Annotated in this window: 20 protein-coding genes; 14 read left to right on the forward strand and 6 right to left on the reverse strand. The window is 62.8% G+C overall.

The features are described 5' to 3' along the window. Positions 1-107: 107 nt before the first annotated feature. From QMK47_RS03780 to QMK47_RS03795, 4 genes are all read right to left on the reverse strand, one after another. Positions 108-1868: a molecular chaperone gene (locus QMK47_RS03780; RefSeq protein ID WP_253471234.1), complete on the reverse strand. Its 1761-nt coding sequence runs from the start codon at positions 1866-1868 to the stop codon at positions 108-110. A gap of 178 nt (positions 1869-2046) precedes the next feature. Then, positions 2047-2907, reverse strand: coding sequence for an archaetidylserine decarboxylase (gene asd / locus QMK47_RS03785; RefSeq protein ID WP_258690260.1), 861 nt, complete (start codon positions 2905-2907; stop codon positions 2047-2049). A gap of 19 nt (positions 2908-2926) precedes the next feature. Then, positions 2927-3742 carry a rhodanese-like domain-containing protein gene (locus QMK47_RS03790; protein ID WP_253471236.1) on the reverse strand — a complete coding sequence of 272 codons (816 nt, stop codon included), beginning with the start codon at positions 3740-3742 and terminating at the stop codon, positions 2927-2929. Positions 3743-3784: 42 nt separating this feature from the next. Continuing rightward, the gene (locus QMK47_RS03795; RefSeq protein ID WP_253471237.1) at positions 3785-5323 is read right to left on the reverse strand and encodes an HDOD domain-containing protein; all 1539 of its coding nucleotides are present in this window, start codon (positions 5321-5323) and stop codon (positions 3785-3787) included. Between the two features lie 166 nt (positions 5324-5489). Between QMK47_RS03795 and motA the strand changes: the two genes are divergently transcribed. Continuing rightward, positions 5490-6341: a flagellar motor stator protein MotA gene (motA, locus tag QMK47_RS03800; RefSeq protein ID WP_214511456.1), complete on the forward strand. Its 852-nt coding sequence runs from the start codon at positions 5490-5492 to the stop codon at positions 6339-6341. Positions 6342-6505: 164 nt separating this feature from the next. After that, positions 6506-7543: a flagellar motor protein MotB gene (motB, locus tag QMK47_RS03805; RefSeq protein ID WP_253471238.1), complete on the forward strand. Its 1038-nt coding sequence runs from the start codon at positions 6506-6508 to the stop codon at positions 7541-7543. Between the two features lie 179 nt (positions 7544-7722). Here the strand turns inward: motB and rsgA are convergent, their stop codons facing one another. Then, a complete protein-coding gene (gene rsgA, locus QMK47_RS03810) occupies positions 7723-8754 on the reverse strand; it encodes a small ribosomal subunit biogenesis GTPase RsgA (RefSeq protein WP_014336294.1) in 1032 nt (343 codons plus the stop codon). A gap of 109 nt (positions 8755-8863) precedes the next feature. On the opposite strand from rsgA, the gene orn reads away from it, so the two are divergent. Beyond that, complete coding sequence (gene orn / locus QMK47_RS03815) at positions 8864-9406, forward strand: oligoribonuclease (protein WP_258690261.1); 543 nt, start codon at positions 8864-8866, stop codon at positions 9404-9406. A 158-nt stretch (positions 9407-9564) separates the two neighbouring features. Beyond that, positions 9565-10179 (forward strand): trimeric intracellular cation channel family protein, encoded by a 615-nt coding sequence (locus QMK47_RS03820; RefSeq protein ID WP_253478387.1) that lies wholly within the window; start codon positions 9565-9567, stop codon positions 10177-10179. On the opposite strand, the gene queG is transcribed toward QMK47_RS03820, so the two are convergent. Continuing rightward, entirely contained in the window at positions 10161-11240 is a 1080-nt protein-coding gene (gene queG / locus QMK47_RS03825) for a tRNA epoxyqueuosine(34) reductase QueG (protein ID WP_320389819.1), read from the reverse strand. The two genes, QMK47_RS03820 and queG, sit on opposite strands and share 19 nt — an antisense overlap. A gap of 63 nt (positions 11241-11303) precedes the next feature. On the opposite strand from queG, the gene QMK47_RS03830 reads away from it, so the two are divergent. The 10 genes from QMK47_RS03830 to QMK47_RS03875 all read left to right on the forward strand — a co-directional run bounded on the left by QMK47_RS03830 (position 11304) and on the right by QMK47_RS03875 (position 22879). Continuing rightward, on the forward strand, positions 11304-12803 hold the full coding sequence (locus QMK47_RS03830; protein WP_258690262.1) for an NAD(P)H-hydrate dehydratase: 1500 nt from the start codon (positions 11304-11306) through the stop codon (positions 12801-12803). Further along, positions 12791-13258 (forward strand): tRNA (adenosine(37)-N6)-threonylcarbamoyltransferase complex ATPase subunit type 1 TsaE, encoded by a 468-nt coding sequence (tsaE, locus tag QMK47_RS03835; protein WP_320389820.1) that lies wholly within the window; start codon positions 12791-12793, stop codon positions 13256-13258. Before QMK47_RS03830 ends, tsaE begins: the two co-directional genes overlap by 13 nt. Before the next feature lie 3 nt (positions 13259-13261). After that, a complete protein-coding gene (locus QMK47_RS03840; protein WP_013692130.1) occupies positions 13262-14692 on the forward strand; it encodes an N-acetylmuramoyl-L-alanine amidase in 1431 nt (476 codons plus the stop codon). Then, positions 14689-16602 carry a DNA mismatch repair endonuclease MutL gene (mutL, locus tag QMK47_RS03845; protein ID WP_214511452.1) on the forward strand — a complete coding sequence of 638 codons (1914 nt, stop codon included), beginning with the start codon at positions 14689-14691 and terminating at the stop codon, positions 16600-16602. The genes QMK47_RS03840 and mutL overlap by 4 nt, the downstream gene beginning before the upstream one ends. Continuing rightward, positions 16602-17573 (forward strand): tRNA (adenosine(37)-N6)-dimethylallyltransferase MiaA, encoded by a 972-nt coding sequence (gene miaA, locus QMK47_RS03850; RefSeq protein WP_214511451.1) that lies wholly within the window; start codon positions 16602-16604, stop codon positions 17571-17573. Before mutL ends, miaA begins: the two co-directional genes overlap by 1 nt. Positions 17574-17664: 91 nt before the next feature. Further along, a complete protein-coding gene (gene hfq, locus QMK47_RS03855) occupies positions 17665-17925 on the forward strand; it encodes an RNA chaperone Hfq (RefSeq protein ID WP_003186419.1) in 261 nt (86 codons plus the stop codon). A 12-nt stretch (positions 17926-17937) separates the two neighbouring features. Then, entirely contained in the window at positions 17938-19239 is a 1302-nt protein-coding gene (gene hflX, locus QMK47_RS03860) for a ribosome rescue GTPase HflX (RefSeq protein ID WP_003197227.1), read from the forward strand. Positions 19240-19324: 85 nt separating this feature from the next. Then, positions 19325-20497, forward strand: a complete 1173-nt coding sequence (gene hflK, locus QMK47_RS03865) for an FtsH protease activity modulator HflK (protein WP_214511450.1) — start codon at positions 19325-19327, stop codon at positions 20495-20497. Beyond that, on the forward strand, positions 20497-21366 hold the full coding sequence (hflC, locus tag QMK47_RS03870) for a protease modulator HflC (protein ID WP_253471242.1): 870 nt from the start codon (positions 20497-20499) through the stop codon (positions 21364-21366). The genes hflK and hflC overlap by 1 nt, the downstream gene beginning before the upstream one ends. 325 nt (positions 21367-21691) lie before the next feature. Next, a complete protein-coding gene (locus QMK47_RS03875; RefSeq protein ID WP_253471244.1) occupies positions 21692-22879 on the forward strand; it encodes an ATP phosphoribosyltransferase regulatory subunit in 1188 nt (395 codons plus the stop codon). The last annotated feature ends 48 nt before the right edge of the window (positions 22880-22927 follow it).

Raw genomic sequence — 22927 nt, forward strand, 5'->3', positions numbered from 1 at the left:
GCTGGCCTGTGTAGGAGCTGCCGAAGGCTGCGATCTTTTGATCTTGATCTTCGCTTGAGACTCAATTGGTCTTGGAAAGATCGCAGCCTCGCTTCGCTCGGCAGCTCCTACAGCGACTTCCACAACGAATCAAAATTCCCTTCTTGCTCGCTACCATCCCCGTTGGCGGTCGAGTCTTCCGGGTGATAAGCAAACTGGTTGAAACTGTGGGTGCTGGTCACTCGGCGGTCCAGGCCGGCGCGGCGTTCCTGGCCGTTGGTATTGATCAACACGTGTTGGCCTTCCTCGAAGGGCAGGCGTGGGGCGATCATGGTCGGGGGCAGGTCAATGGCACTGATCTCGGGAAGCAACAGCCCGCGCAGATAGTGACCGTGCTCATTTTTTTCCCGGACCAGTTGCAGCCCGCAAGGCTGGGCGTGCGGTGCGACCAGCTCGATGCCCATTTGCATGGCCCCGTTGCGCACTTGCCGGATCCAGCGCACCACGGCAACGCTCCAGGCTTGGTCGCTGGTGTCCCGGATGCCGATCATTTCCCCGGCTTGCAGTTGTTCCGGCACTTCCTTGGGCCAGCCGAGGCAATAGCCGCCAGGGCTGTGGTTGATGATCGGCAGGTCGTAGGTGGGGAAGTGATGCTGGTTGTCGGAGCTGGTGCCATCGTCATCGGCCGGGTTGACCGGGTACTCGATTTCTTCGTAGGGCAGCAGGTCGCTGTCGCCGGCGGGGGCGGCGTCGAAGGCTTGGCCCCAGGTGTCGTTTGTCTTGCTCGGCGAGGCTTCGAAGCGGGCCTTGCGGGTGGTGGGGCTTTTCAGTATTTCGTTGAAAGAGCGCTCGCCGCCGAGGTAGTAGTGCAGCGCACTCATGCCCACGCACAGCGTCAGCGTGCCGTTGCCCTCGGTGCGCTGGAAACTGCGTTCGGCTGCTTCGCCCCAGGCTGCATGCAGGTGATGCAGGGTGTCGATGCTCATGCCACTTGGTACTGGCAGACTTTGCTCGGCAGGTTGTTCCAGGTGAGTGGCGATTACGCGCACCAGGGGCTGTGGATCGAACCCCTGCAAGGTCGGCTGCTGTTCGGCGCGGAACTTGGAACGGTAGCGTGGCCCGACATCCAGCTCCGGAGCGACCGCGAACAGGCTGGTAGCGCTGGTGGCGGGGTCCAGCTTGACCCACTGGCTCCAGGATTCGAGCACTTCGGTCAGCCGTCCGATTTGGCTCTGGCGCAGCTGATTGCTGCGTGAGGCGCCCAGCAACAGGGCGACGACATAGGTTTGCTCGGTGTTCAATTGATGAACCTGGCAGGCCAGTTCGTCACTCACGCTCAGGTGCTGCAACCGGTGCTGGCAGGCGATCCGGTATAGCTGATGCAAATCGAGCCACAGCCCCTCAGGCACTGGGCTGTACAGCTGACTGGCACGCAACAGCGGGCCGTTGAGGGCGTGCGTCGCCCGTTGCAGCGCGGTGCTCAGCAGGCGGGCCCGGTCCTTGGTGTATTTCGACGCAATACGCGCCACGATCTGTTTGTAGCCCATCGCCAGCTGGGTTTGCAGGGCCTGGCACAGGTTGACGATCTTGCGCGACCGCTCATCCAGCACGATGGCCTGTTGCAGGAAGTGCCGCTCCAGGTGCTTGCAGACGTAATACACCTCGGGCCGCAGCAGCTCGAGCAGTTGCAGGCGATTGTCGCTGGGCGTGAGCAGTTGGTTGAGTTCGCCAAGTGCTTGGTACAAAAGGCGGGCTGTTTCGCCGATGTTGGCCTTGGGCAGGTTGGCGATCCAGCGCTTGAGGTCCCGGGGCGTAGCATCGCAGAACGACAGGCGTGATTGTGTCGGGGTCAGGACGCGCAATAGCTGGAGAGGGCTGGTCTCATTCATGCCGTGTACGGGCTCCGGCGGGAAATAAACGTGTTGTTTCCTACTCTAGCAGCTGTAGCCGAAAGAAGTGCTCTGTCTCTGCGGGATACTCTGTGGGAGCGAGCTTGCTCGCGATGACGATGGATCAGTCACATCGCTATCGCGAGCAAGCTCGCTCCCACAGGGGGTGATTCTTTACTCAGGCTTTCGGCAGCGCCAGGCCTTGGCCCATCTGCACCGGCGAACCGGCCACCAGGCCTTCGGCCCAGTTCACCTGGTCCGGCCCAAACAGCACGATGGCCGTCGAACCCAGCTTGAAGCGCCCCAGTTCGGCGCCTTTTTCCAGATGAATCGGCGCGCGGGCGGCTTCGTCATAACGGAAGGTTTTCAGCTCGCGCTTGGGCGGCGTCACCAGCCCGGCCCAGACGGTTTCGATGGACGCCACGATCATCGCGCCCACCAGCACCACGGCCATCGGCCCGCGTTCGGTGTCGAAAATGCACGCCACGCGCTCGTTGCGGGCGAACAGCTCCGGAACGTTTTCGGCGGTGGTCTGGTTGACCGAGAAAATCCGTCCAGGAATGTAGACCATCTCCCGCAGGGTACCGGCCAGTGGCATGTGCACGCGGTGGTAGTCCTTGGGGGACAGGTAGATGGTGGCGAAATCGCCGCCCATGAACGGCGCCGCGTTGGCCGCATCACCGCCCAGCAGTTCCAGCACGCTGAAGCTGTGGCCCTTGGCCTGGAAGACCCGGCCGTGCTCGATCGGGCCGAGCTGGCTGACGGCACCGTCGGCGGGGCTGAGGATCGCGCCCGGGGTGTCGTCCAGCGGGCGTGCGCCGTCTTTCAGGGCGCGGGTGAAGAAGGCGTTGAAGTGCTCGTAGGCAGTCAGGTCTTCTACCAGTGCCTGGGACATGTCCACTTGATAGCGCTTGGCAAACCACGCGGTGAAGGCGTTCTTGAACCAGCGCACGCGGCATTCGGCAATGCAGCCGGCCAGCCGCGAGAGCAGGTGGTGTGGCAGCAGGTATTGAGTGAGGATGAACAAACGGTTTTTCATTAACTGTCCTTAAGAACCTTTAAAGCTCGATGGGGGTGTCGGGGTGGTTGCCCCATTCGCCCCAGGAACCGGCATAGCCTTTGACCCTTGGATAACCGAGCGCCTTGGCCACCAGGTAGGTGAAGCCGGAGCGGTGGTGAGTCTGGCAGTGGGTGATGATTTCTTTGTCAGGCGTGATGCCCAATTGTTCGAGGATTTGCGGCATGTCCTTGCGGATGCGCAGGTTGCGCGCCTGGTCCATGCCGGCAGTCCATTCGAAATTGACCGCGCCGGGAATGTGCCCGCCTCGGGCTGCGACGACTTTCTCGCCGGAATATTCCAGCGGGCCGCGAGCGTCCCAGATTGCCAGGTCGGCTGCGCCGAGGCGGCTTTGCAGGTACTCGCGGGTGGCGGTGGGGGCTTCGTGCAGTGTCAGGCTGACCGGGCCTGCGACGGGCGCAGGCACTTCGACGGACACCGGCAGGCCTTCGTCCAGCCACGACAGCAAGCCGCCGTCGAGGTAGTGGTAGTTCGAGTGGCCGATCACGTCCAGCAGCCAGATAAACCGCCCGGCCCAGCCGCCGCCTTCATCGTCATAGACCACGTAGACCGCATCCGGGTTGTGCCCGAGCTCACCGAACAGGGCTTCGAGGTCGGCCTTGGCCGGCAGCAGGCCCGGCGCCGGCGGTTGGCCGAGCTGGGTACGCTTGGGGTCGACGAAGCGTGCGCCAGGGATATGGCCGATGCTGTAGCGGGCGGCGCTGGTCAGGTCCACCAGAATCAGTTCGCGGGCGTCGAGGCGCGGCAGCAGCTCGCTCGGCTCGATCACCAGCGGCAAGCCAGAGAAGTCAGGCATGTGAGGTCTCCAGGGGCGCAAAGGGAAAAGATTGTAGCAAGTTCAGCGGCCGCGGTTGGTAAAGGTATGCAGGGCCCTTTCGATGCATTGCACGGTTTTGCCGAAGGCTTGCACGGTCACATCCGAGAACGGCCCGCCGCCCTGGTCCACCACCACCAGCATGATCACCCGGCCATTGCAGGTCAGCGAGCGCAGCAGCAGGTGCTCCCCGCGGAACAGGCTGCGTAGGCCCGGTGGCAGCAGCGCCGAAAACTGCGCGTTGTTGTCCGGGTTCAGGCGAACCTGGGCCTGCTGGGCCAGCAACCGTTGCACTATTTTGCTCTGGCTGATGGTAAAGCTCATGGCCGCGGCTTCTTTGGGCAGGCCGGCGGTCTGGTGTACGCGCACGCTGGTCTGGTTGCGGTCGGCCATCAGGATCATCACCCGGCGCATGCCACAGGCCACCAAGACGTCCCGTGCCGAGGTGGTCAGGTGCATGGCATTGCTGAAGGGGCTCGGTTCCACCAGCAGCGCGGAGCATTGCTTGCGCCACTGGCTCAGGTCCTCGGCGCTGGGTGTGGGGGCGGGCAGCAAACCGGGGTGGATGCGACGGCTGCCCCAGGGCCAGAGCAACGCCACGGCCGGATGCCAGAGGTCTGGCATGGCGTCATGACGGGCGCTGGTGACGGCTTGTTGGTGCAGCTGTTGCTGGACCTCATCCATCGGCATCTGCAGGTACAAACTGGTGAGGTATTGCCAGCGGGCACTGTGGGGGCCATCCCAGGCCTGTTGCGCCGAAAGTGCCAGGCCGTTGGCCAGCAACACGGTGTTGGCCGGTTGATTGAGCCAGCGCCGCAGGGTTGGGTCGTCGTCCAGGCGATTCTGCTGGCGCAGCGGGTGCTCGCTGTCCCGGGCGATGCGCAGAACCTGCACCAGCTCGCGGCGTTCGTTGAGCAGCAGGCGATAACCTTGCATCACCCAGATCGGCAGGCGCCAGGTCTCCACCAGCGCCAGGCAGATTTTCAGCAGGCTGACGCCGAACAATTCGCGCTCTACCTTGCGCGCGGGCTCGCGTTTGTGGACGACCCGCAATTCCCACTCCCCCAGTAACCGCGGGTGAGTCAAGGCCAGTGGCCAGAGCGGTGAGAGAAACAGCAGGCTGCCCCAGTGAATGTCCTGCCACAGCCGCGCCAGGCGGCTGGCAAAAAAGCCATTGGCCTGTTGCGTGGCGTGTTGGCTGATCAATTGCAGCTGGCGCAAGGCGATGGGGATTTCGAGCCCCGGCAACGACGGCAGGCGAGCGAGCAGTTCTTCGGTACGCTTGAGGCCGAGGCGGTTGATGGCCACTTCGAGATTTTCCGCAGGTTCTGCAAGGCTGCCATGGGTGTGATGATTGGCCTCGCGGATGACGCTGAGGGCCAGGGCGGGGCTGTCCTGCATCAGTTCGGCGATGTCACGTAACGAGCGGCGGCTGTCGGCAATGGCCTTGCAGACCAGGTCATGGCTGGCCTGGGGCACCGGCAGATGCACGCCATCGAGCAGCTTCACCCAGCCTTCGAGGGTGGTCGGTCGTGGCGTTGGAACCTTCGTGTCGTTAGTCATGGCTGGACGTGATCATCGTATGAATTCTCTACGCCCGGAACGGGGCAAATTGGCTTTTCGCCAGAACAGCCTATAGTCTGGCGCAGTTTTGCCGATAAGTAGAAGAAGAGATTTTTCAGCTTCCGAATATGACCTTGAACCCGACTTAAATAAGTACTTTCTATCTATGGCTAAAATTATCGGCATCATCGTCGTGTTCGCGAGCGTGCTCGGCGGATACGTGCTTTCCCATGGCAAGATTGCCGCCCTGATCCAACCTTTCGAGGTCATGATCATCGGTGGCGCGGCCCTCGGTGCATTCCTGCAGGCCAACCCCGGCTACATGACGATGCACGTGCTCAAGAAATCCCTGGGCATGTTCAGTTCGCGCTTCAGCCACACCTTCTACCTTGAAGTGCTGGGCCTGATCTACGAAATCCTCAACAAGAGCCGCCGTGAAGGCATGATGGCGATCGAAGGCGATATCGAAGACGCTGCCGCCAGCCCGATTTTCGCCAAGTACCCTGCGGTACTCAAGGACGCTCGCATGACGGCGTTCATCTGTGATTACCTGCGCATCATGTCGTCCGGCAACATGGCACCCCATGAGCTCGAAGGCCTCTTCGACATGGAGCTGTACAGCCTCAAGGAAGACCTGGAACATCCATCCCACGCGGTCACCGGCGTCGCCGACGCCATGCCTGGCTTCGGTATCGTCGCGGCGGTATTGGGCATCGTGGTGACCATGGCGTCCCTGGGCGACGGCGACCAGAAATCCATCGGCTTGCACGTTGGTGCGGCACTGGTGGGTACCTTCTTCGGTATTTTGGCCGCGTACGGTTTCTTTGGTCCGTTGGCCACTTCCCTGGCCCATGACGCCAAGGAAGAGCTCAACGTCTACGAAGCCATCAAGGCTTCCCTGGTGGCCTCGGCCTCAGGCATGCCGCCATCGCTGGCGGTGGAGTTCGGTCGCAAGGTCCTCTACCCGGCGCACCGTCCAAGCTTCGCCGAGCTGGAACAAGCGGTTCGCGGTCGTTAGTGCTTTGCTTTGCAAATACGTTCCTTTTTTGGCGAGTGACTGTTGCTGCCAGACAAGGCGCCGCGACGAGTCATAGCCCGCTATGGCGAGGAGCGGCAACGTCGTATGGCAGCAACAGGCACCGTCAAAATGGAACAGTATTTGTGAAGCAGAGCACCTAGGTCATGGAAAATAACCAGCCGATTATCATCAAGCGCGTCAAGCGCATCGCCGCGGGGCATCACGGGGGCGCCTGGAAAATCGCCTTCGCCGACTTCGCGACGGCGATGATGGCGTTCTTCCTGGTGCTGTGGCTGCTGTCCACCGCGACGCCGGAACAGAAGATCGCCATCGCCGGTTACTTCAAGGACCCGGTGGGTTTTACTGAAAGCGGCACGCCGTACATCATCGACCTGGGCGGCTCACCGACCCTGGCGCCGGATACGACCCTCAACCCCGAAGTCAAATCCCAGCCCCAGCCCGACAAGGTGACGACGGACACCGAGCAGGTCGAAGGCATGGCCGAGCAGATCGAGCGCGAACGCCTGGAATTGTTGCTGCAGGAATTGCAGAACAAGGTCGAAGAGAACCCGCAACTGCAGAAATTCAAAGACCAGATCCTGTTCGAAATCACGCCGAACGGCTTGCGCATCCAGATCATGGACGCCGAGAACCGGCCGATGTTCGACTCTGGCAGCGCGCGCCTGAAGCCTTATTTCGAAGACATCCTGTTGGCCATGGCCGACACCATCAAGGCGGTGCCGAACAAGATCAGCATCAGCGGCCATACCGATGCCAAGCCCTTCATTGGCAAAGGCGATTTCGGTAACTGGGAGCTGTCCGCCAACCGCGCCAACGCGGCCCGTCGCGCCCTGGTGGCTGGCAGTTATCCGGATGAGCAGGTGGCGCGGGTGGTCGGTTATGCCTCCTCGGCGCTGTTCGACCGCAAGGACCCGTTCAACCCGGTCAACCGGCGTATCGATATCGTGGTGTTGACCAAGAAGGCCCAGCAGGCCATCGAAGGTTCGCAAACCGATGACCCGGCGCCGGATCCGGCCCAGGGCGAGGGCGCGCCGGGTGAAGTGCCGGCCACGCCTGGGGCTGCGGTTGATCCAAGCGCCTTGCCGGCGGACCAGCAACCCGTGCCGGCCCACGAACTGCGCGAACGGCTGAACCTGTTCGACGACGCCGCGCCAAAACCGGCCACGCCGCCGGCGCAGTGACCCAATAAAAAAGCCGACATCATTGTCGGCTTTTTTGTGGGCCACTGTTCACTTGAGGCTTGCTTGCCTTTGTGGCGAGGGAGCTTGCTCCCGCTGGGCTGTGAAGCAGCCCCATCCAAGGTGAGTGTTTCGCACTCAAGCGGGAGCAAGCTCCCTCGCCACAAAGGCGTCCGGCCAACTCAGTAACTGCTTTCCGGCAAGCTGGCGATGATCGAGCGGTAGCTGTTCATCCGTTGCTGATGCACCCGACCTTCTTCCAGGGCCTTGAGCAGCGCGCAACCGGGTTCGCGGTCGTGCTTGCAGTCACGGAAGCGGCAGGTGCCGATCAGCTCGTTGAACTCAATGAACCCGGCCTCCACATCGGCCCGGCTGACGTGGCCCAGGCCGAACTCGCGGATGCCCGGTGAGTCGATCAATTCACCGCCACCGGGGAAGTGGAACAGCCGCGCGGTGGTGGTGGTGTGGGTGCCCTGGCCGGACAGCTCGGACAAAGGCCCGACGCGTGTCTCGACTTCCGGCAGCAGGCTGTTGACCAGCGATGACTTGCCGACGCCGGACTGGCCGACGAACACGCTGATGCGCCCGTCCAGTTGCTGTTGCAATTGCTCCATGCCGTTGCCGTGATGGGCCGAGACTTCCAGCACCGGGTAACCCAAATCCCGATAGACCGACAGCAGGGCGTTCAGCGCCGGGGCGTTGTGCTCGTCGATCAGGTCGAATTTGTTGAGCAGCAACAACGGACGGATGCCCGCGTGTTCGGCGGCCACCAGATAACGGTCGATCAGGTTGGCGTGGGGTTCGGGCAGCGGGGCGAACACGATGACGATCATGTCGACGTTGGCGGCCACGGGCTTGAGCTGGCCCCGGCTGTCCGGACGGCACAGTTCGGTGTGGCGCGGCAATTGCGCGACGATCACGCCGATGCCCTGGTTGCCGGCACGCCAGACGACCTGGTCGCCCGTCACCAGCGCCGGCAGATTGGCGCGCAAGTGGCAGCGGAACACCTGGCCGGCCAGTTCGCCTTCCCGGGCCTCGACCTCGACCTGCACGCCGAAGTGGGCAATGACCAGGCCGGTCTGTTCAGGGCCCAGGTCACCACCCTCCAGGGCTTCGACAGCACTGGATTCGCGTTTGGCGGCGCGGGCGGCGCGCTCGCCCTGGATCTTTTCGATGCGCCAGTTCTGACGACGATTGAGTTGGCGTTTGGCCATGGGTGTTCCGTATGAAGAAATGCAGCGAATAGGGTAAAACGGCCGCGAGTTTAGCACGCCCAAGGGGCGGCCTAGGCTAAACTGCGTGGCTACGCCGAGGAGCTTCCCTATGCAAAACCCGCAGAACCTGATCTGGATCGACCTGGAAATGACCGGTCTGAACCCAGACACCGACGTCATCATCGAAATGGCCACCATCGTCACCGACAGCGACCTCAACACCCTGGCCGAAGGCCCGGTGATCGCGATCCATCACAGCGACGAGATCCTGGCCGGCATGGACGAGTGGAACACTCGCCAGCACGGCGGCTCGGGCCTGACCCAGCGGGTGCGCGAGAGCAAGATCAGCATGGCCGAGGCCGAAGCCCAGACCCTCGCCTTCCTGGAACAGTGGGTGCCCAAGGGCAAGTCGCCGATCTGCGGCAACAGCATCTGCCAGGACCGTCGCTTCCTGTACACCCACATGAAAGCCCTGGAAAGCTACTTCCATTACCGCAACCTGGACGTCTCCACCCTCAAGGAACTGGCCGCCCGCTGGGCGCCAGAAGTACGCGACAGCTTCCAGAAGGGCGGCAGCCACCTGGCCTTGGACGACATCCGCGAGTCCATTGCCGAGTTGCAGCATTACCGTAAGCACTTCATCAAGTTCTGATTGAAGCGCACGGCGTTCTTGTGGCGAGGGAGCTTGCTCCCTCGCCACAGGGGGGCGTTTGAACCTGGTGGCATGGCGCTCAGGCAGAGACGTTGGCGCGCCCTCTTTTGGTGCCTGCCCGAAATGGCTAGACTGCGCGCCTTTTCGTAAGGACCGCCATCATGTTGCTGATGCTTTATCTGATCGCCATCACCGCTGAAGCCATGACCGGCGCCTTGTCTGCCGGGCGTCGGGGCATGGACTGGTTCGGCGTGGTGCTGATCGCCTGTGTCACGGCGCTGGGTGGCGGCTCGGTGCGTGATGTGCTGCTCGGTCATTACCCGCTCACGTGGGTCAAACACCCCGAATACCTGGTGCTGACCACTACCGCAGCGATGTTGACGGTGTTCCTGGCGCGCTGGATGCGCCATTTGCGTTCATTGTTCCTGGTGCTCGACGCCGCGGGGCTGGTGGCGTTCACCCTGATCGGCTGCATGACGGCCCTGGAAATGGGCCATGGCATGCTGGTGGCTTCGGTCAGCGGGGTGATCACTGGGGTGTTCGGCGGTATTCTGCGGGACATCTTCTGCAACGATATTCCGCTGATCTTCCGTCGGGAGCTCTACGCCAGCGTTTCGTTTGCCGCGGCGTGGTGCTATCTGCTGTGCGTCTTCCTGCAGCTGCCGAGTGAGCAGGCGATCCTCATTACCTTGTTCGGTGGTTTCCTGCTGCGGCTCCTGGCGATTCGTTTTCACTGGGAAATGCCGAAGTTCGTCTACAACGACGAGGTTTGACGCTCGGCATGTTGCCGCAACGCCCACTCCACGTGCTCGCGCACCAGCTCCGACGGGTAGTCGCGTCGCGCCTCCAGCGCTTGCAGCACGGGAATCGTTGACGGCGCATTACCCAGGCCCACTGCCAGGTTGCGCAGCCAACGCTCGTAACCGGCGCGGCGCAGCGGCGAGCCTTCGGTGCTGCTGAGAAATTTGTCCTCGTCCCACATGAACAGCTCGGCCAGCCCGGCATTGTCCAGGTTGTGCCGTGGCTTGAAGTCGCTTTCCCCGGACGACCGGGCGAAGCGGTTCCATGGACAGACGATCTGGCAGTCATCGCAGCCGAACACCCGGTTGCCGATCAACGGCCGCAGTTCCTCAGGGATGGCGCTTTTCAGTTCGATGGTCAGGTAGGAAATGCAGCGGCGAGCATCGAGCACGTAGGGCCCGACGAAGGCATTCGTAGGACATATGTCCAGGCACGCGGTGCATTTTCCGCAATGTTCGCTGGCATGGGGCGGGTCCACCGGCAGCGGCAGGTCGACAAACAGCTCGCTCAGGAAGAAATAGCTGCCGGCCTTGCGGTTCAACACCAGGGTGTTTTTACCGATCCAGCCCAGGCCGGCCTGTTCAGCGATGGCTTTTTCCAGGACTGGAGCACTGTCGACGAAGGCGCGATAACCGAAGGGGCCGATCACCGCCTGAATTTTTTCTGCCAGTTGCTGCACACGTTTACGGATCAATTTGTGGTAATCGCGGCCCAATGCATAACGCGAGACGTAGGCTTTCTCCGGTTGGCCGAGCATCTGCGCCATGTGCGTGTCGCCCGACAGGTAGTCCATGCGCAGGGAAACCACCCGTAGCGTACCCGGCACCAGTTCCTCGGGGTGCGAGCGTTTACTGCCGTGGGCGCCCATGTAGTCCATTTCGCCGTGGTACCCGGCATCGAGCCAGCGTTGCAGGTGCTGCTCATGCTCGGCAAGGTCCAGGCCGCTGATGCCGACCTGCTGGAAGCCCAGCTCGCGGCCCCACTCCTTGATGGATTGGGCGAGGGCGGGGAGGTCTGTGGGAATGGCAGGCATGAGGCGAGAGAAACCAGAGCTGAGATGCGTATAATTCTGCCAGACATCGGAGCCCGAAGACGCATGCCGCACACTAAAGATGATTTTCCCGACGCGCTGTACAGCGCCGCGCAGGTCCGGGCCCTCGACGCACAACTGATCGCGGCCGGCACCGCCGGTTTCGAATTGATGCAGCGCGCCGCCCGCGCCACCTGGCGAGCGATCGTCCGGCGCTGGCCTGACGCCCATGAGCTGACGGTGCTGGCCGGGCATGGCAACAACGCTGGCGATGGCTACCTGGTCGCGACCCTGGCCCGGCGCGCCGGCTGGTCGGTGCGGGTACTGACAGTGGGCGAGCCCCGGCGCTTGCAGGGCGACGCCGCCAATGCCCACGCCGAGGCGGTGGCGGTGGGCGTGCCGATGGAGCCGTGGTCGGATGAGGTCGAGTTGCGCGGCGTGTTGCTGGATGCGCTGCTCGGCACGGGCTTGAGTGGTGATGTGCGCGAGCCTTATGTGCGGGCTATCGATACGATCAACGTCAGCGGTCTGCCGGTCGCGGCGGTGGATATCCCCTCGGGCTTGTGCGCCGATACCGGCCGGGTGCTGGGCACGGCGGTGGTGGCCGACCTCACCGTGACCTTTATTGGCTTGAAGCTGGGCCTGTTTACCGGCGAAGCGGCGGACCGGGTCGGTGAACTGGTGTTCAATGACCTGCACGCCGATCCAGATATTGTTGACGCGGCACCGGCCAGTGCCCGATTGCTCTCACCCCATAATCTGCCACGTCTGACGCCTCGCGCCGCCACGTCCCACAAAGGCAAGTTCGGTCAGGTGCTGTTGATCGGTGGCGACCGGGGCTTTGGCGGCGCTATCCAGATGAGCGCCGAAAGCGCCCTGCGCTGCGGTGCGGGGATGGTTTCGATGGCGACCCGCAGCGAGCACGTAGCCGCCGCGCTGACGCGTTTGCCGGAAGTGATGGTGCAAGGCACCCATTCGGCGAACCAATTGATGGGCTTGCTCCAGCAGGCCAGCGTGCTGGTGGTCGGGCCGGGCTTGGGCCAGGCCGCGTGGGGGCGCAGCCTGTTGTCGGCGGCGGCCAATGCGCCGCTGCCGCAAGTGTGGGATGCGGATGCGTTGAACTTGTTGAGCAGCGGCGAGGTTCGCCTGCCTGAACAGTGTGTCATCACCCCGCACCCGGGCGAGGCGGCGCGGTTGTTGGAGTTATCCACAGCCCAGGTGCAGGCCGACCGTCCGGCGGCGGCCCATGCATTGAGCCAGAAATACACCGCCACGGTGATCCTCAAGGGCGCCGGCAGCCTGATTGCCAGCCCGGACGGTCGCCTGGCGGTTTGCAGCCAGGGCCATCCGGCCATGGCCACGGCAGGCCTGGGGGATGTGCTGGCCGGTGTGGTCGGCGCCTTGCTGGCCCAGGGCATGGAGGGGTTCGAGGCCGCCTGCCTGGCGGTCTGGCTGCATGCCAATGCCGGTGCCCAGGCCGGTCGCTCGGGTCGTGGGGTGGCGGCCACCGATCTGATTCCGGTCATTCGTCAGTTGTTGGAGGAGCATTCACCGTGTCTGAAGTAACCCTGTACGTGGCGGACGAACAAGCCATGACACAATTTGGCGCCCGCATCGCGCAGATCACCGCCGGCCACGGCCTGATTTTTCTCGAAGGCGACCTCGGTGCGGGGAAAACCACCCTGTCCCGTGGCATCATTCGCGGCCTCGGGCACGTCGGCTCCGTCAAGAGCCCTACGTTCACCCTGGTCGAGCCCTACGAGATCGGCGACATTCGCGCCTTCCATTTCGACCTGTATCGACTGGTGGATCCTGAGGAGCTGGAATTTCTCGGTATTCGCGATTATTTCGAAGATGACGCCTTGTGCCTGATCGAATGGCCCCAGATGGGTGCAGGCTTTTTGCCAAAGCCCGACCTGACCATTACCATTGGCGCGCAGAACGGCGGGCGTTCGCTGAAACTGACGCCGCAAGGCTCGCGTGGCGAGTCGTGGTGTGCCGCTTTGGCATTGGAAAACTAATTGATGATGGGGTTTGGTATGCGCTTTCGCGCGGTGGTTGCTGTCGTAGGACTGTTGCTTACGGCACTGGCCGTCGATGCTGTGGCTGAGACAAAGGTCAACAGCGTTCGCCTCTGGCGGGCGCCGGACAACACACGGCTGGTGTTCGACCTGACGGGCCCGGTGCAGCACAGCGTATTCACCCTGACCGCCCCGGATCGCCTGGTGATCGACATCAACGGTGCGTCCCTGGGCGCGCCATTGAACGTGGCGACGGCCAACACGCCGATTACCGCGATGCGTTCGGCCCAGCGTACGCCGACCGACCTGCGGGTGGTCATCGACCTGAAAAAAGCCGTGACCCCGAAAAGCTTCACCCTGGCCCCGAATGCCCAATACGGCAACCGGCTGGTGGTGGACCTGTTCGACAACCCGGCCGATGCGGCGCCACCTCCGCCGCCGCCGACCAATGTAGCCACGGTGCCAGCGGTGCCGGTGACCCCGACCGAACCTGCGCTCAAGCTGCCACCGGCCCCGGCTGGCAAGCGCGACATCATCGTGGTGATCGACGCCGGTCATGGCGGCGAAGACCCAGGCGCCTCGGGCTCGCGCGGGCAGCGTGAAAAAGACGTGGTGCTGTCCATCGCCCGCGAATTGCAGCGCCAGGTCAACGGCATGAAAGGCTTCCGCGCCGAACTGACCCGTACCGGCGACTACTTCATTCCCTTGCGTGGGCGTACCGAGATCGCCCGCAAGAAAGGCGCCGACCTGTTCGTCTCCATCCACGCCGACGCCGCGCCTTCGGCGGCTGCGTTCGGGGCCTCGGTGTTTGCCCTGTCCGACCGCGGTGCCACGTCCGAGACCGCCCGTTGGCTGGCCGACAGCGAAAACCGTTCCGACCTGATCGGCGGTGCCGGCAACGTCAGCCTCGATGACAAGGACCGGATGCTCGCCGGTGTATTGCTCGATTTGTCGATGACGGCCTCGTTGACCTCCAGCCTGAACGTCGGCCAGAAAGTCCTGAGCAACATCGGTCGCGTCACGCCGCTGCACAAGCAGCGCGTCGAGCAGGCCGGGTTCATGGTACTCAAGTCGCCGGATATCCCGTCGATCCTGGTGGAAACCGGCTTCATCTCCAACGCCAACGAAGCGTCCAAGCTGTCGTCTTCCAACCACCAGCAGGCGCTGGCCCGTTCCATCAGCAGCGGCGTGCGGCAGTTCTTCCAGCAGAACCCACCGCCAGGCACCTATATTGCCTGGCTGCGCGACTCCGGCAAGATCGCCCAAGGTCCGCGGGATCATCGGGTCAGCCCCGGCGAAACCCTGGCGATGATCGCCGTGCGTTACCAGGTGTCGCCCGCGACCTTGCGCAGCGCCAACAACCTCAAGAGCGACGAGCTCAAGATCGGCCAGACCCTGACCATTCCCGGTAATGACGTGGCGGTCCAGCAATGAGTGATGAAGTGATCGGCAGCAACGCTCGCATCGAACTGCTCAGCCCCCGGCTGGCGAACCAGATCGCCGCCGGTGAAGTGGTCGAGCGCCCGGCGTCGGTCATCAAGGAACTGCTGGAAAACAGCCTTGATTCCGGGGCCAAGCGCATCGACGTGGATGTCGAGCAGGGCGGCGTCAAGCTGCTGCGGGTCCGCGATGACGGTGGTGGTATTTCTTCCGACGACCTGCCGCTGGCCCTGGCGCGTCACGCCACCAGCAAGATCCGCGACCTGGAAGACCTCGAGCGGGTCATGAGCCTGGGGTTTCGGGGCGAGGCGCTGGCATCCATCAGTTCGGTGTCGCGCCTGACCCTTACCTCCCGCACCCGCGACGCCGAGCAGGCCTGGCAGGTCGAGACCGAGGGCCGGGACATGGCCTCCCGCGTGCAGCCTGCGGCCCATCCGGTGGGCACCTCGGTGGAAGTGCGCGACTTGTTCTTCAACACCCCGGCCCGGCGCAAGTTCCTCAAGGCCGAGAAGACTGAATTCGATCATCTGCAAGAAGTCATCAAGCGCCTGGCCCTGGCACGCTTTGATGTGGCGTTCCATTTGCGCCACAACGGCAAGACCATCCTCAGCCTGCACGAGGCCCACGATGATGCGGCCCGCGCCCGCCGTGTCGGCGCAGTGTGCGGCGCAGGTTTCCTGGAGCAGGCCTTGCCCATCGAGGTGGAGCGCAATGGCCTGCACCTGTGGGGTTGGGTCGGGTTGCCGACCTTTTCCCGCAGCCAGGCGGACTTGCAGTATTTCTACGTGAACGGCCGGGCGGTGCGCGACAAACTGGTGGCCCACGCGGTGCGCCAGGCTTATCGCGATGTGCTGTTCAATGGCCGGCATCCGACCTTCGTGCTGTTTTTCGAAGTCGATCCGGCCGTGGTCGACGTCAACGTGCACCCGACCAAGCATGAGGTGCGTTTCCGTGACGGGCGCATGGTCCACGATTTCCTCTACGGCACCCTGCACCGCGCCTTGGGCGATGTGCGTCCGGAAGATCAACTGGCGGCACCGGCGGCGGTAGGCGGCATGGTTCGGCCAACGGGGTTGGACGCTGGCGAATTCGGGCCGCAGGGCGAAATGCGCCTGGCGGCCAATGCACTGCTGGAGCAGCCCCAGCCTCAGCCGAGCTACAACACCGCCGGGAGCGGTGCCGGCAGCGGCTATCAATATCAATACACTCCGCGCCCGCAATCCAACGTGCCGGCAGCCGAGGCCCAGGCGGCCTATCGCGAGTTCTTCAAGCCCTTGCCGGACGCCGGAGCGGCGGCGATGCCCGACGGCCAAGGCGATATCCCGCCGCTGGGCTATGCCCTGGCGCAACTCAAAGGCATTTATATCCTCTCGGAAAATGCCCAGGGCCTGGTCCTGGTGGACATGCACGCCGCCCATGAGCGGATCATGTACGAGCGGCTGAAAATCGCCATGGCCAGCGAAGGCTTGAGCGGCCAGCCGCTGTTGGTGCCCGAATCCCTGGCCGTCAGCCAGCGCGAAGCCGATTGCGCCGAAGAGCATGTGGCCTGGTTCCAGCGCCTGGGCTTCGAACTGCAGCGCCTGGGCCCGGAAACCCTGGCGATCCGTCAGATCCCGGCCTTGTTGAAGCAGGCCGAGGCCAATCGCCTGGTCAGCGACGTGCTGGCGGACTTGATGGAATACGGCACCAGCGACCGCATCCAGGCGCACCTGAACGAATTGCTCGGCACCATGGCCTGCCACGGCGCGATCCGCGCCAACCGGCGCCTGGCCCTGCCGGAAATGAACGGCCTGCTGCGGGACATGGAAAACACCGAGCGCAGCGGTCAATGCAACCATGGCCGGCCGACCTGGACCCAATTGGGCCTGGACGACCTGGACAAACTGTTCCTGCGCGGTCGTTGATGAGCCAGTTGCCACCCGCGATTTTCCTGATGGGGCCGACCGCCGCCGGCAAGACCGACCTGGCCATCGAGTTGACCAAGGTCCTGCCCTGCGAGTTGATCAGCGTCGATTCGGCCCTGGTCTACCGGGGCATGGACATCGGCACCGCCAAGCCGTCGAAACAACTGCTGGCCGAATTTCCCCATCGCCTGATCGACATCCTCGACCCGGCCGAGGCTTATTCGGCGGCCGATTTCCGGCGTGACGCGCTCCAGGCCATGGCCGAGATCACCGCGCGGGGCAAGATCCCGCTGCTGGTGGGCGGCACAATGCTGTATTACAAGGCCTTGGTCGATGGGTTGGCGGACATGCCGGCAGCCGATCCCGAGGTGCGTGCGCAGATTGAAGAAGAGGCCGCGCGCCTTGGCTGGCAAGCCCTGCACGAGCAATTGGCGATCATCGATCCGGAATCGGCGGCGCGTATTCACCCCAATGACCCGCAGCGGCTCAGTCGGGCCCTGGAGGTTTATCGGGTCAGCGGCCAGAGCATGACGGCCCTGCGCCAGCGACAATCTGCGCAAAGTACTGAAGCAGCCGCTTCGGGACTGCAACAATTGCCCTATACTGTCGCGAATCTGGCCATCGCTCCGGCGAACCGGCAAGTGCTGCATCGGCGAATTGAACAAAGATTCACATTAATGTTGGAACAGGGGTTCATAGACGAGGTCGTAGCCCTGCGTGAGCGAAGTGACCTGCATGCCGGGTTGCCGTCTATACGTGCGGTAGGTTATCGACAAGTCTGGGATTACCTGGACGGCAAGCTGACGTCAGCCGAGATGCAGGAGCGTGGGATCATTGCCACGCGCCAATTGGCGAAACGCCAGTTCACCTGGCTGCGCAGCTGGACTGACTTGCATTGGCTCGACAGTCTCGATTGCGACAATCTGCCACGCGCCTTGAAATACCTTGGGACCATCTCCATATTGAGCTGAGTCCTTGCAATTGCCGTCTATCCTTGGGGGTGTGACGGCCCAAGCCATCTGATTCCGATTTTTATTATTGATCCTTAAAGGAGTGCGGCACATGTCAAAAGGGCATTCGCTACAAGACCCTTACTTGAACACTTTACGTAAAGAGAAAGTTGGGGTGTCCATCTATCTGGTCAACGGGATCAAACTGCAAGGCACGATCGAGTCTTTCGACCAGTTCGTCATCCTTCTGAAAAACACCGTCAGCCAAATGGTCTACAAGCACGCGATCTCGACAGTCGTGCCAGTTCGTCCGATTCGTCTGCCTAGCGCAACCGAATCCGAAGGCGGTGACGCTGAACCGGGTAACGCCTGATAGGAGCCTCCTTTGTTCTTTGAGCGCCACGGTGGTGGTGAACGGGCCATTCTCGTTCACTTGGATGGACAGGACCCTGAGGCGCGCGAAGATCCGCAGGAGTTTCAGGAATTGGCACTTTCGGCCGGCGCCGAGACCGTCGCGTTTTTCAACGTGCCGCGTCATCGGCCAACCGCCAAGTTCCTGATCGGCAGTGGCAAGGTCGAGGAGTTGCGCGACCTGGTCAAGGCCGAACAGGTCGATCTGGTGATTTTCAATCACATCCTCACGCCCAGTCAGGAGCGTAACCTCGAACGTGTCTTCGAGTGTCGCGTGATCGACCGTACGGGGCTGATTCTCGATATTTTCGCCCAGCGCGCCCGCACCCATGAAGGCAAGCTCCAGGTCGAACTGGCCCAGCTTGAGCACATGAGTACGCGGCTGGTTCGCGGCTGGACTCACCTTGAGCGGCAGAAGGGCGGTATCGGCCTGCGCGGCCCGGGTGAAACCCAGTTGGAAACCGACCGGCGCCTGTTGCGGGTGCGCCTGCGCCAGATCAAGGGGCGGTTGGAAAAGGTCCGCAGCCAGCGCGAGCAGTCGCGACGCGGCCGCAAGCGTGCGGATATCCCGACGGTTTCACTGGTGGGTTATACCAACGCCGGCAAATCGACCCTGTTCAATAACGTCACCCAATCCGACGTCTACGCCGCCGACCAATTGTTCGCCACGCTCGACCCGACCCTGCGTCGGCTCGACCTGGACGACCTCGGGCCGATCGTGCTGGCCGACACCGTGGGCTTCATCCGTCACCTGCCGCATAAACTGGTCGAGGCTTTCCGGGCTACGCTCGAAGAGTCGAGCAACTCCGACCTGCTGCTGCACGTGATCGATGCCGCCGAGCCGGACCGGATGCTGCAGATCGAGCAGGTGATGGTGGTGCTGGGCGAGATCGGAGCCCAGGACTTGCCGATCCTCGAGGTATACAACAAACTCGATTTGCTCGAAGGCGTGGAGCCGCAGATCCAGCGCGATGCCGACGGCAAGCCGCAACGGGTCTGGCTGTCGGCCCGTGATGGCACCGGCCTGGACCTGCTCAAGCAGGCTGTGGCCGAGCTGTTGGGCAACGATCTGTTTGTGGGCACCCTGAAGTTGCCGCAACGTTTCGCCCGGCTGCGAGCCCAGTTCTTTGAGCTGGGGGCCGTGCAAAAAGAAGAACACGACGACGAAGGCGTCTGCCTGCTGGCGGTTCGCCTGCCTCGGGCGGAGCTCAATCGGCTGGTCAGCCGCGAAGGGCTGCAACCGATGGAATTCATCGAGCAACACACTTTGCAATAAAAGCCTGAGAAAGCTGTGTCAGGCATTCTGTAGCATTGGTCGGCGCGCCGTGGGTGCGTCTTTGCTTTATCAGATGGAGAGCGCTATGGCTTGGAATGAGCCGGGTGGCAACTCGAATAATCAGGATCCTTGGGGTGGCAAGCGTCGTAACAACGGCGACCGCAAGGGGCCGCCGGATCTCGACGAGGCCTTCCGAAAGCTGCAGGAAAGCCTGAACGGTTTGTTCGGTGGTGGTAAAAAACGCGGTGACGAGGGTGGCGGTCGTCCGGGCAAGGGCGGCGGTTTCGGCCTGCTCGGCATCGGTCTGGTCGTGCTGGCGGCTGTCTGGCTGTACAGCGCGGTCTATGTCGTGGACGAGCAGGAGCAGGCCGTGGTGCTGCGCTTCGGCAAGTACTACGAGACGGTTGGGCCGGGCCTGAATATCTATTTCCCGCCGATCGACCAGAAGTACCTGGAAAACGTCACGCGTGAGCGGGCGTACACCAAGCAGGGCCAGATGCTGACCGAAGACGAGAACATCGTCGAAGTGCCGCTGACCGTGCAATACAAGATCACCAACCTGCAGGACTTCGTGCTGAACGTCGACCAGCCGGAAACCAGCCTGCAGCACGCGACCGAAAGTGCCTTGCGCCATGTGGTGGGTTCCACCGCCATGGACCAGGTGCTGACCGAAGGTCGTGAACTGATGGCCAGCGAAATCAAGGAGCGCCTGCAGCGGTTCCTCGACACCTATCGCACCGGTATCACCGTCACCCAGGTCAACGTCCAGAGCGCGGCAGCCCCGCGTGAGGTCCAGGAGGCCTTCGACGACGTGATCCGTGCCCGTGAAGACGAGCAGCGTTCGCGCAACCAGGCCGAAACCTATGCCAACGGCGTTGTACCGGAAGCCCGTGGTCAGGCCCAGCGCATCATCGAGGATGCCAACGGTTACCGTGACGAAGTGGTCTCCCGCGCCAAGGGTGAGGCCGATCGCTTCACCAAGCTGGTGGCTGAATATCGCAAGGCTCCAGAAGTCACCCGTGAGCGTCTGTACCTGGACACCATGCAGGAAGTCTTCAGCAACACCAGCAAGGTCCTCGTGACCGGCAACAAGAACGGCCAGAGCAATCTGCTGTACCTGCCGCTGGACAAGATGGTCGAGAGCGGGCGCAACACCAGCACGCCGGCGACCAGTTCGGCGGCCGCCAGCAATGAAACCAATGCTCGTGCGGCGGCGGACCTGCAGCAACAGCAAGCACGTACCAGGGAGAGTCGCTGATGAGCAATAAATCGCTGATCGCCCTTATTGTCGGTGTCGTCGTGGCGATCGCTGCCTGGAACTGCTTCTACATCGTGGCTCAGACCGAGCGCGCGGTGTTGCTGCAATTCGGTCGCGTGGTTCAGCCTGATGTCCAGCCGGGTCTGCATGTGAAGGTGCCGTACGTCAACAAGGTGCGCAAGTTCGACGGCCGCCTGATGACGCTGGATGCGCCGACGCAACGCTTCCTGACGCTGGAAAAGAAAGCCGTGATGGTGGATGCCTATGCCAAGTGGCGCGTGAAGGATGCCGAGCGCTTCTACACCGCGACCTCGGGCCTGAAGCAGATCGCCGACGAGCGTCTGTCCCGTCGTCTGGAATCGGGCCTGCGTGACCAGTTCGGTAAGCGCACGCTGCATGAAGTGGTGTCCGGTGAGCGTGATGCGCTCATGGCCGACATCACCCGTTCGCTGAACACGATGGCGGAAAAAGAGCTGGGTATCGAAGTGGTCGATGTCCGGGTCAAGGCCATCGACCTGCCGAAGGAAGTGAACCGCAGCGTGTTCGAGCGGATGAGCACCGAGCGTGAGCGTGAAGCCCGCGAGCACCGCGCCAAGGGTAACGAGCTGGCCGAGGGCATTCGTGCCGACGCCGATCGTCAACGCCGTGTGTTGCTGGCCGAAGCCTATCGTGAATCGGAAGAGGTCCGTGGTGATGGTGATGCCCAGTCCGCTGCGATCTACTCCAAGGCTTATGGTCAGGATCAGGAGTTCTACGCGTTCTACCGTAGCCTGCGTGCCTACCGTGAAAGCTTCGCGAACAAATCCGACGTCATGGTCCTGGACCCAAGCAGTGACTTCTTCCGCTACCTGGAAAAGGCCAAGCCTTGATGCGACGTTGACCTGAGGCACTCCGCCCGGCGGCTAAAGCGTCGGGCGGGGTGATCCTTTGGGAAAACGTGTGTATGATGCGGCAGCCGGGAAATTCCCGGCTTTTTTGCGTCTGCACGTTCGATTGCGGTTCACAGGTGCAGGCGTCGGGTTGAACGACTCGACAGGTTTTTCGAGGGAAGTGCTGGGCGAGGCCGATTGCGGGCCATTCGTCACGTCGCTCTTGCGCGCTTTTCGCCCAGGATGCGCGCCTGGCGCAGGCATTTTCTGCTTCACTCAAGGCCAGCCCGAAAGCTGGCCGCCCGGACCATAGGGGAATGGCGTAATGGCAACGGTAGACCGCTGGCTGCTGCCAGATGGCATCGAAGAAGTACTGCCACCGGAAGCTGCGCGTATCGAAGTAGCGCGTCGGCAGGTGTTGGATCTGTTCCAGAGTTGGGGTTACGAGTTCGTCGTTACCCCGCATATCGAGTACCTGGAATCCCTGCTCACCGGCGCGGGCCAGGACCTGGACCTGCGCACCTTCAAGGTTATCGACCCGCAGTCGGGCCGGCAGATGGGCTTTCGTGCCGACATCACGCCGCAAGTGGCGCGCATCGACGCCCACACCCTGCGCCGTGAAGGTCCGAGCCGCCTGTGCTACGCCGGCAGTGTGCTGCATGCCCAGCCGCGTGCCTTGTCGTCTTCGCGCAGCCCGATCCAGCTGGGCGCCGAGTTGTATGGCGACGCCAGCCCGAGCAGCGACGTAGAAGTCATCAGCCTGATGTTGGCCATGCTGCAACTGGCTGACGTGCCGGATGTCCATATGGATCTGGGGCATGTCGGCATCTATCGCGGCCTGGCCCGTGCGGCCGGTTTGTCCGGCGAAGTGGAGCAACAGCTGTTCGATGCCCTGCAACGCAAGGCCATCGACGAAGTCATCAGCCTGACCGAGGGCCTGCCGGCCGATCTGTCGGAGATGCTGCGGGCGCTGGTGGGCCTGTGTGGCGGACGTGAAGTATTGGCCGCTGCCCGTGAACGCCTGGCTCACGCGCCGGCGCCTGTGTTGGCGGCGCTGGACGACTTGTTGGCGATTGCCGAGCGTCTGTCGGTGCGTTTCCCCGAGTTGCCGCTGTATTTCGACCTGGGTGAATTGCGCGGTTATCACTACCACACGGGTGTCGTCTTTGCCGTGTTCGTCCCGGGCGTGGGCCAATCCATCGCCCAGGGCGGCCGTTATGACGACATCGGTGCCGACTTTGGTCGTGCTCGTCCGGCGACCGGTTTCTCTACCGATTTGAAAACCCTGGTGACCCTGGGGCGTGCTGAAGTCGAGCTACCGTCTGGCGGTATCTGGATGCCTGACAGTACGGATGCGGCACTCTGGCAAGCAGTCTGCCAGTTGCGCAGTGAGGGTCAGCGTGTCGTCCAGGCTTTGCCTGGGCAACCTTTGGCCGCCGCCCGTGAAGCGGACTGCGACCGGCAATTGATTCAGCAGAACGGGCTTTGGCAAGTATTGCCGCTGGCTTCTTGAGTTTTCCTGCCGGCTGCGGCCGGCACCAAGTTTGCGCGAATGAGGACA

Origin of the sequence: Pseudomonas sp. P9_35, from assembly GCF_034008205.1 — a bacterium.
GTDB classification, from domain to species: Bacteria; Pseudomonadota; Gammaproteobacteria; order Pseudomonadales; family Pseudomonadaceae; genus Aquipseudomonas; species Aquipseudomonas kilonensis.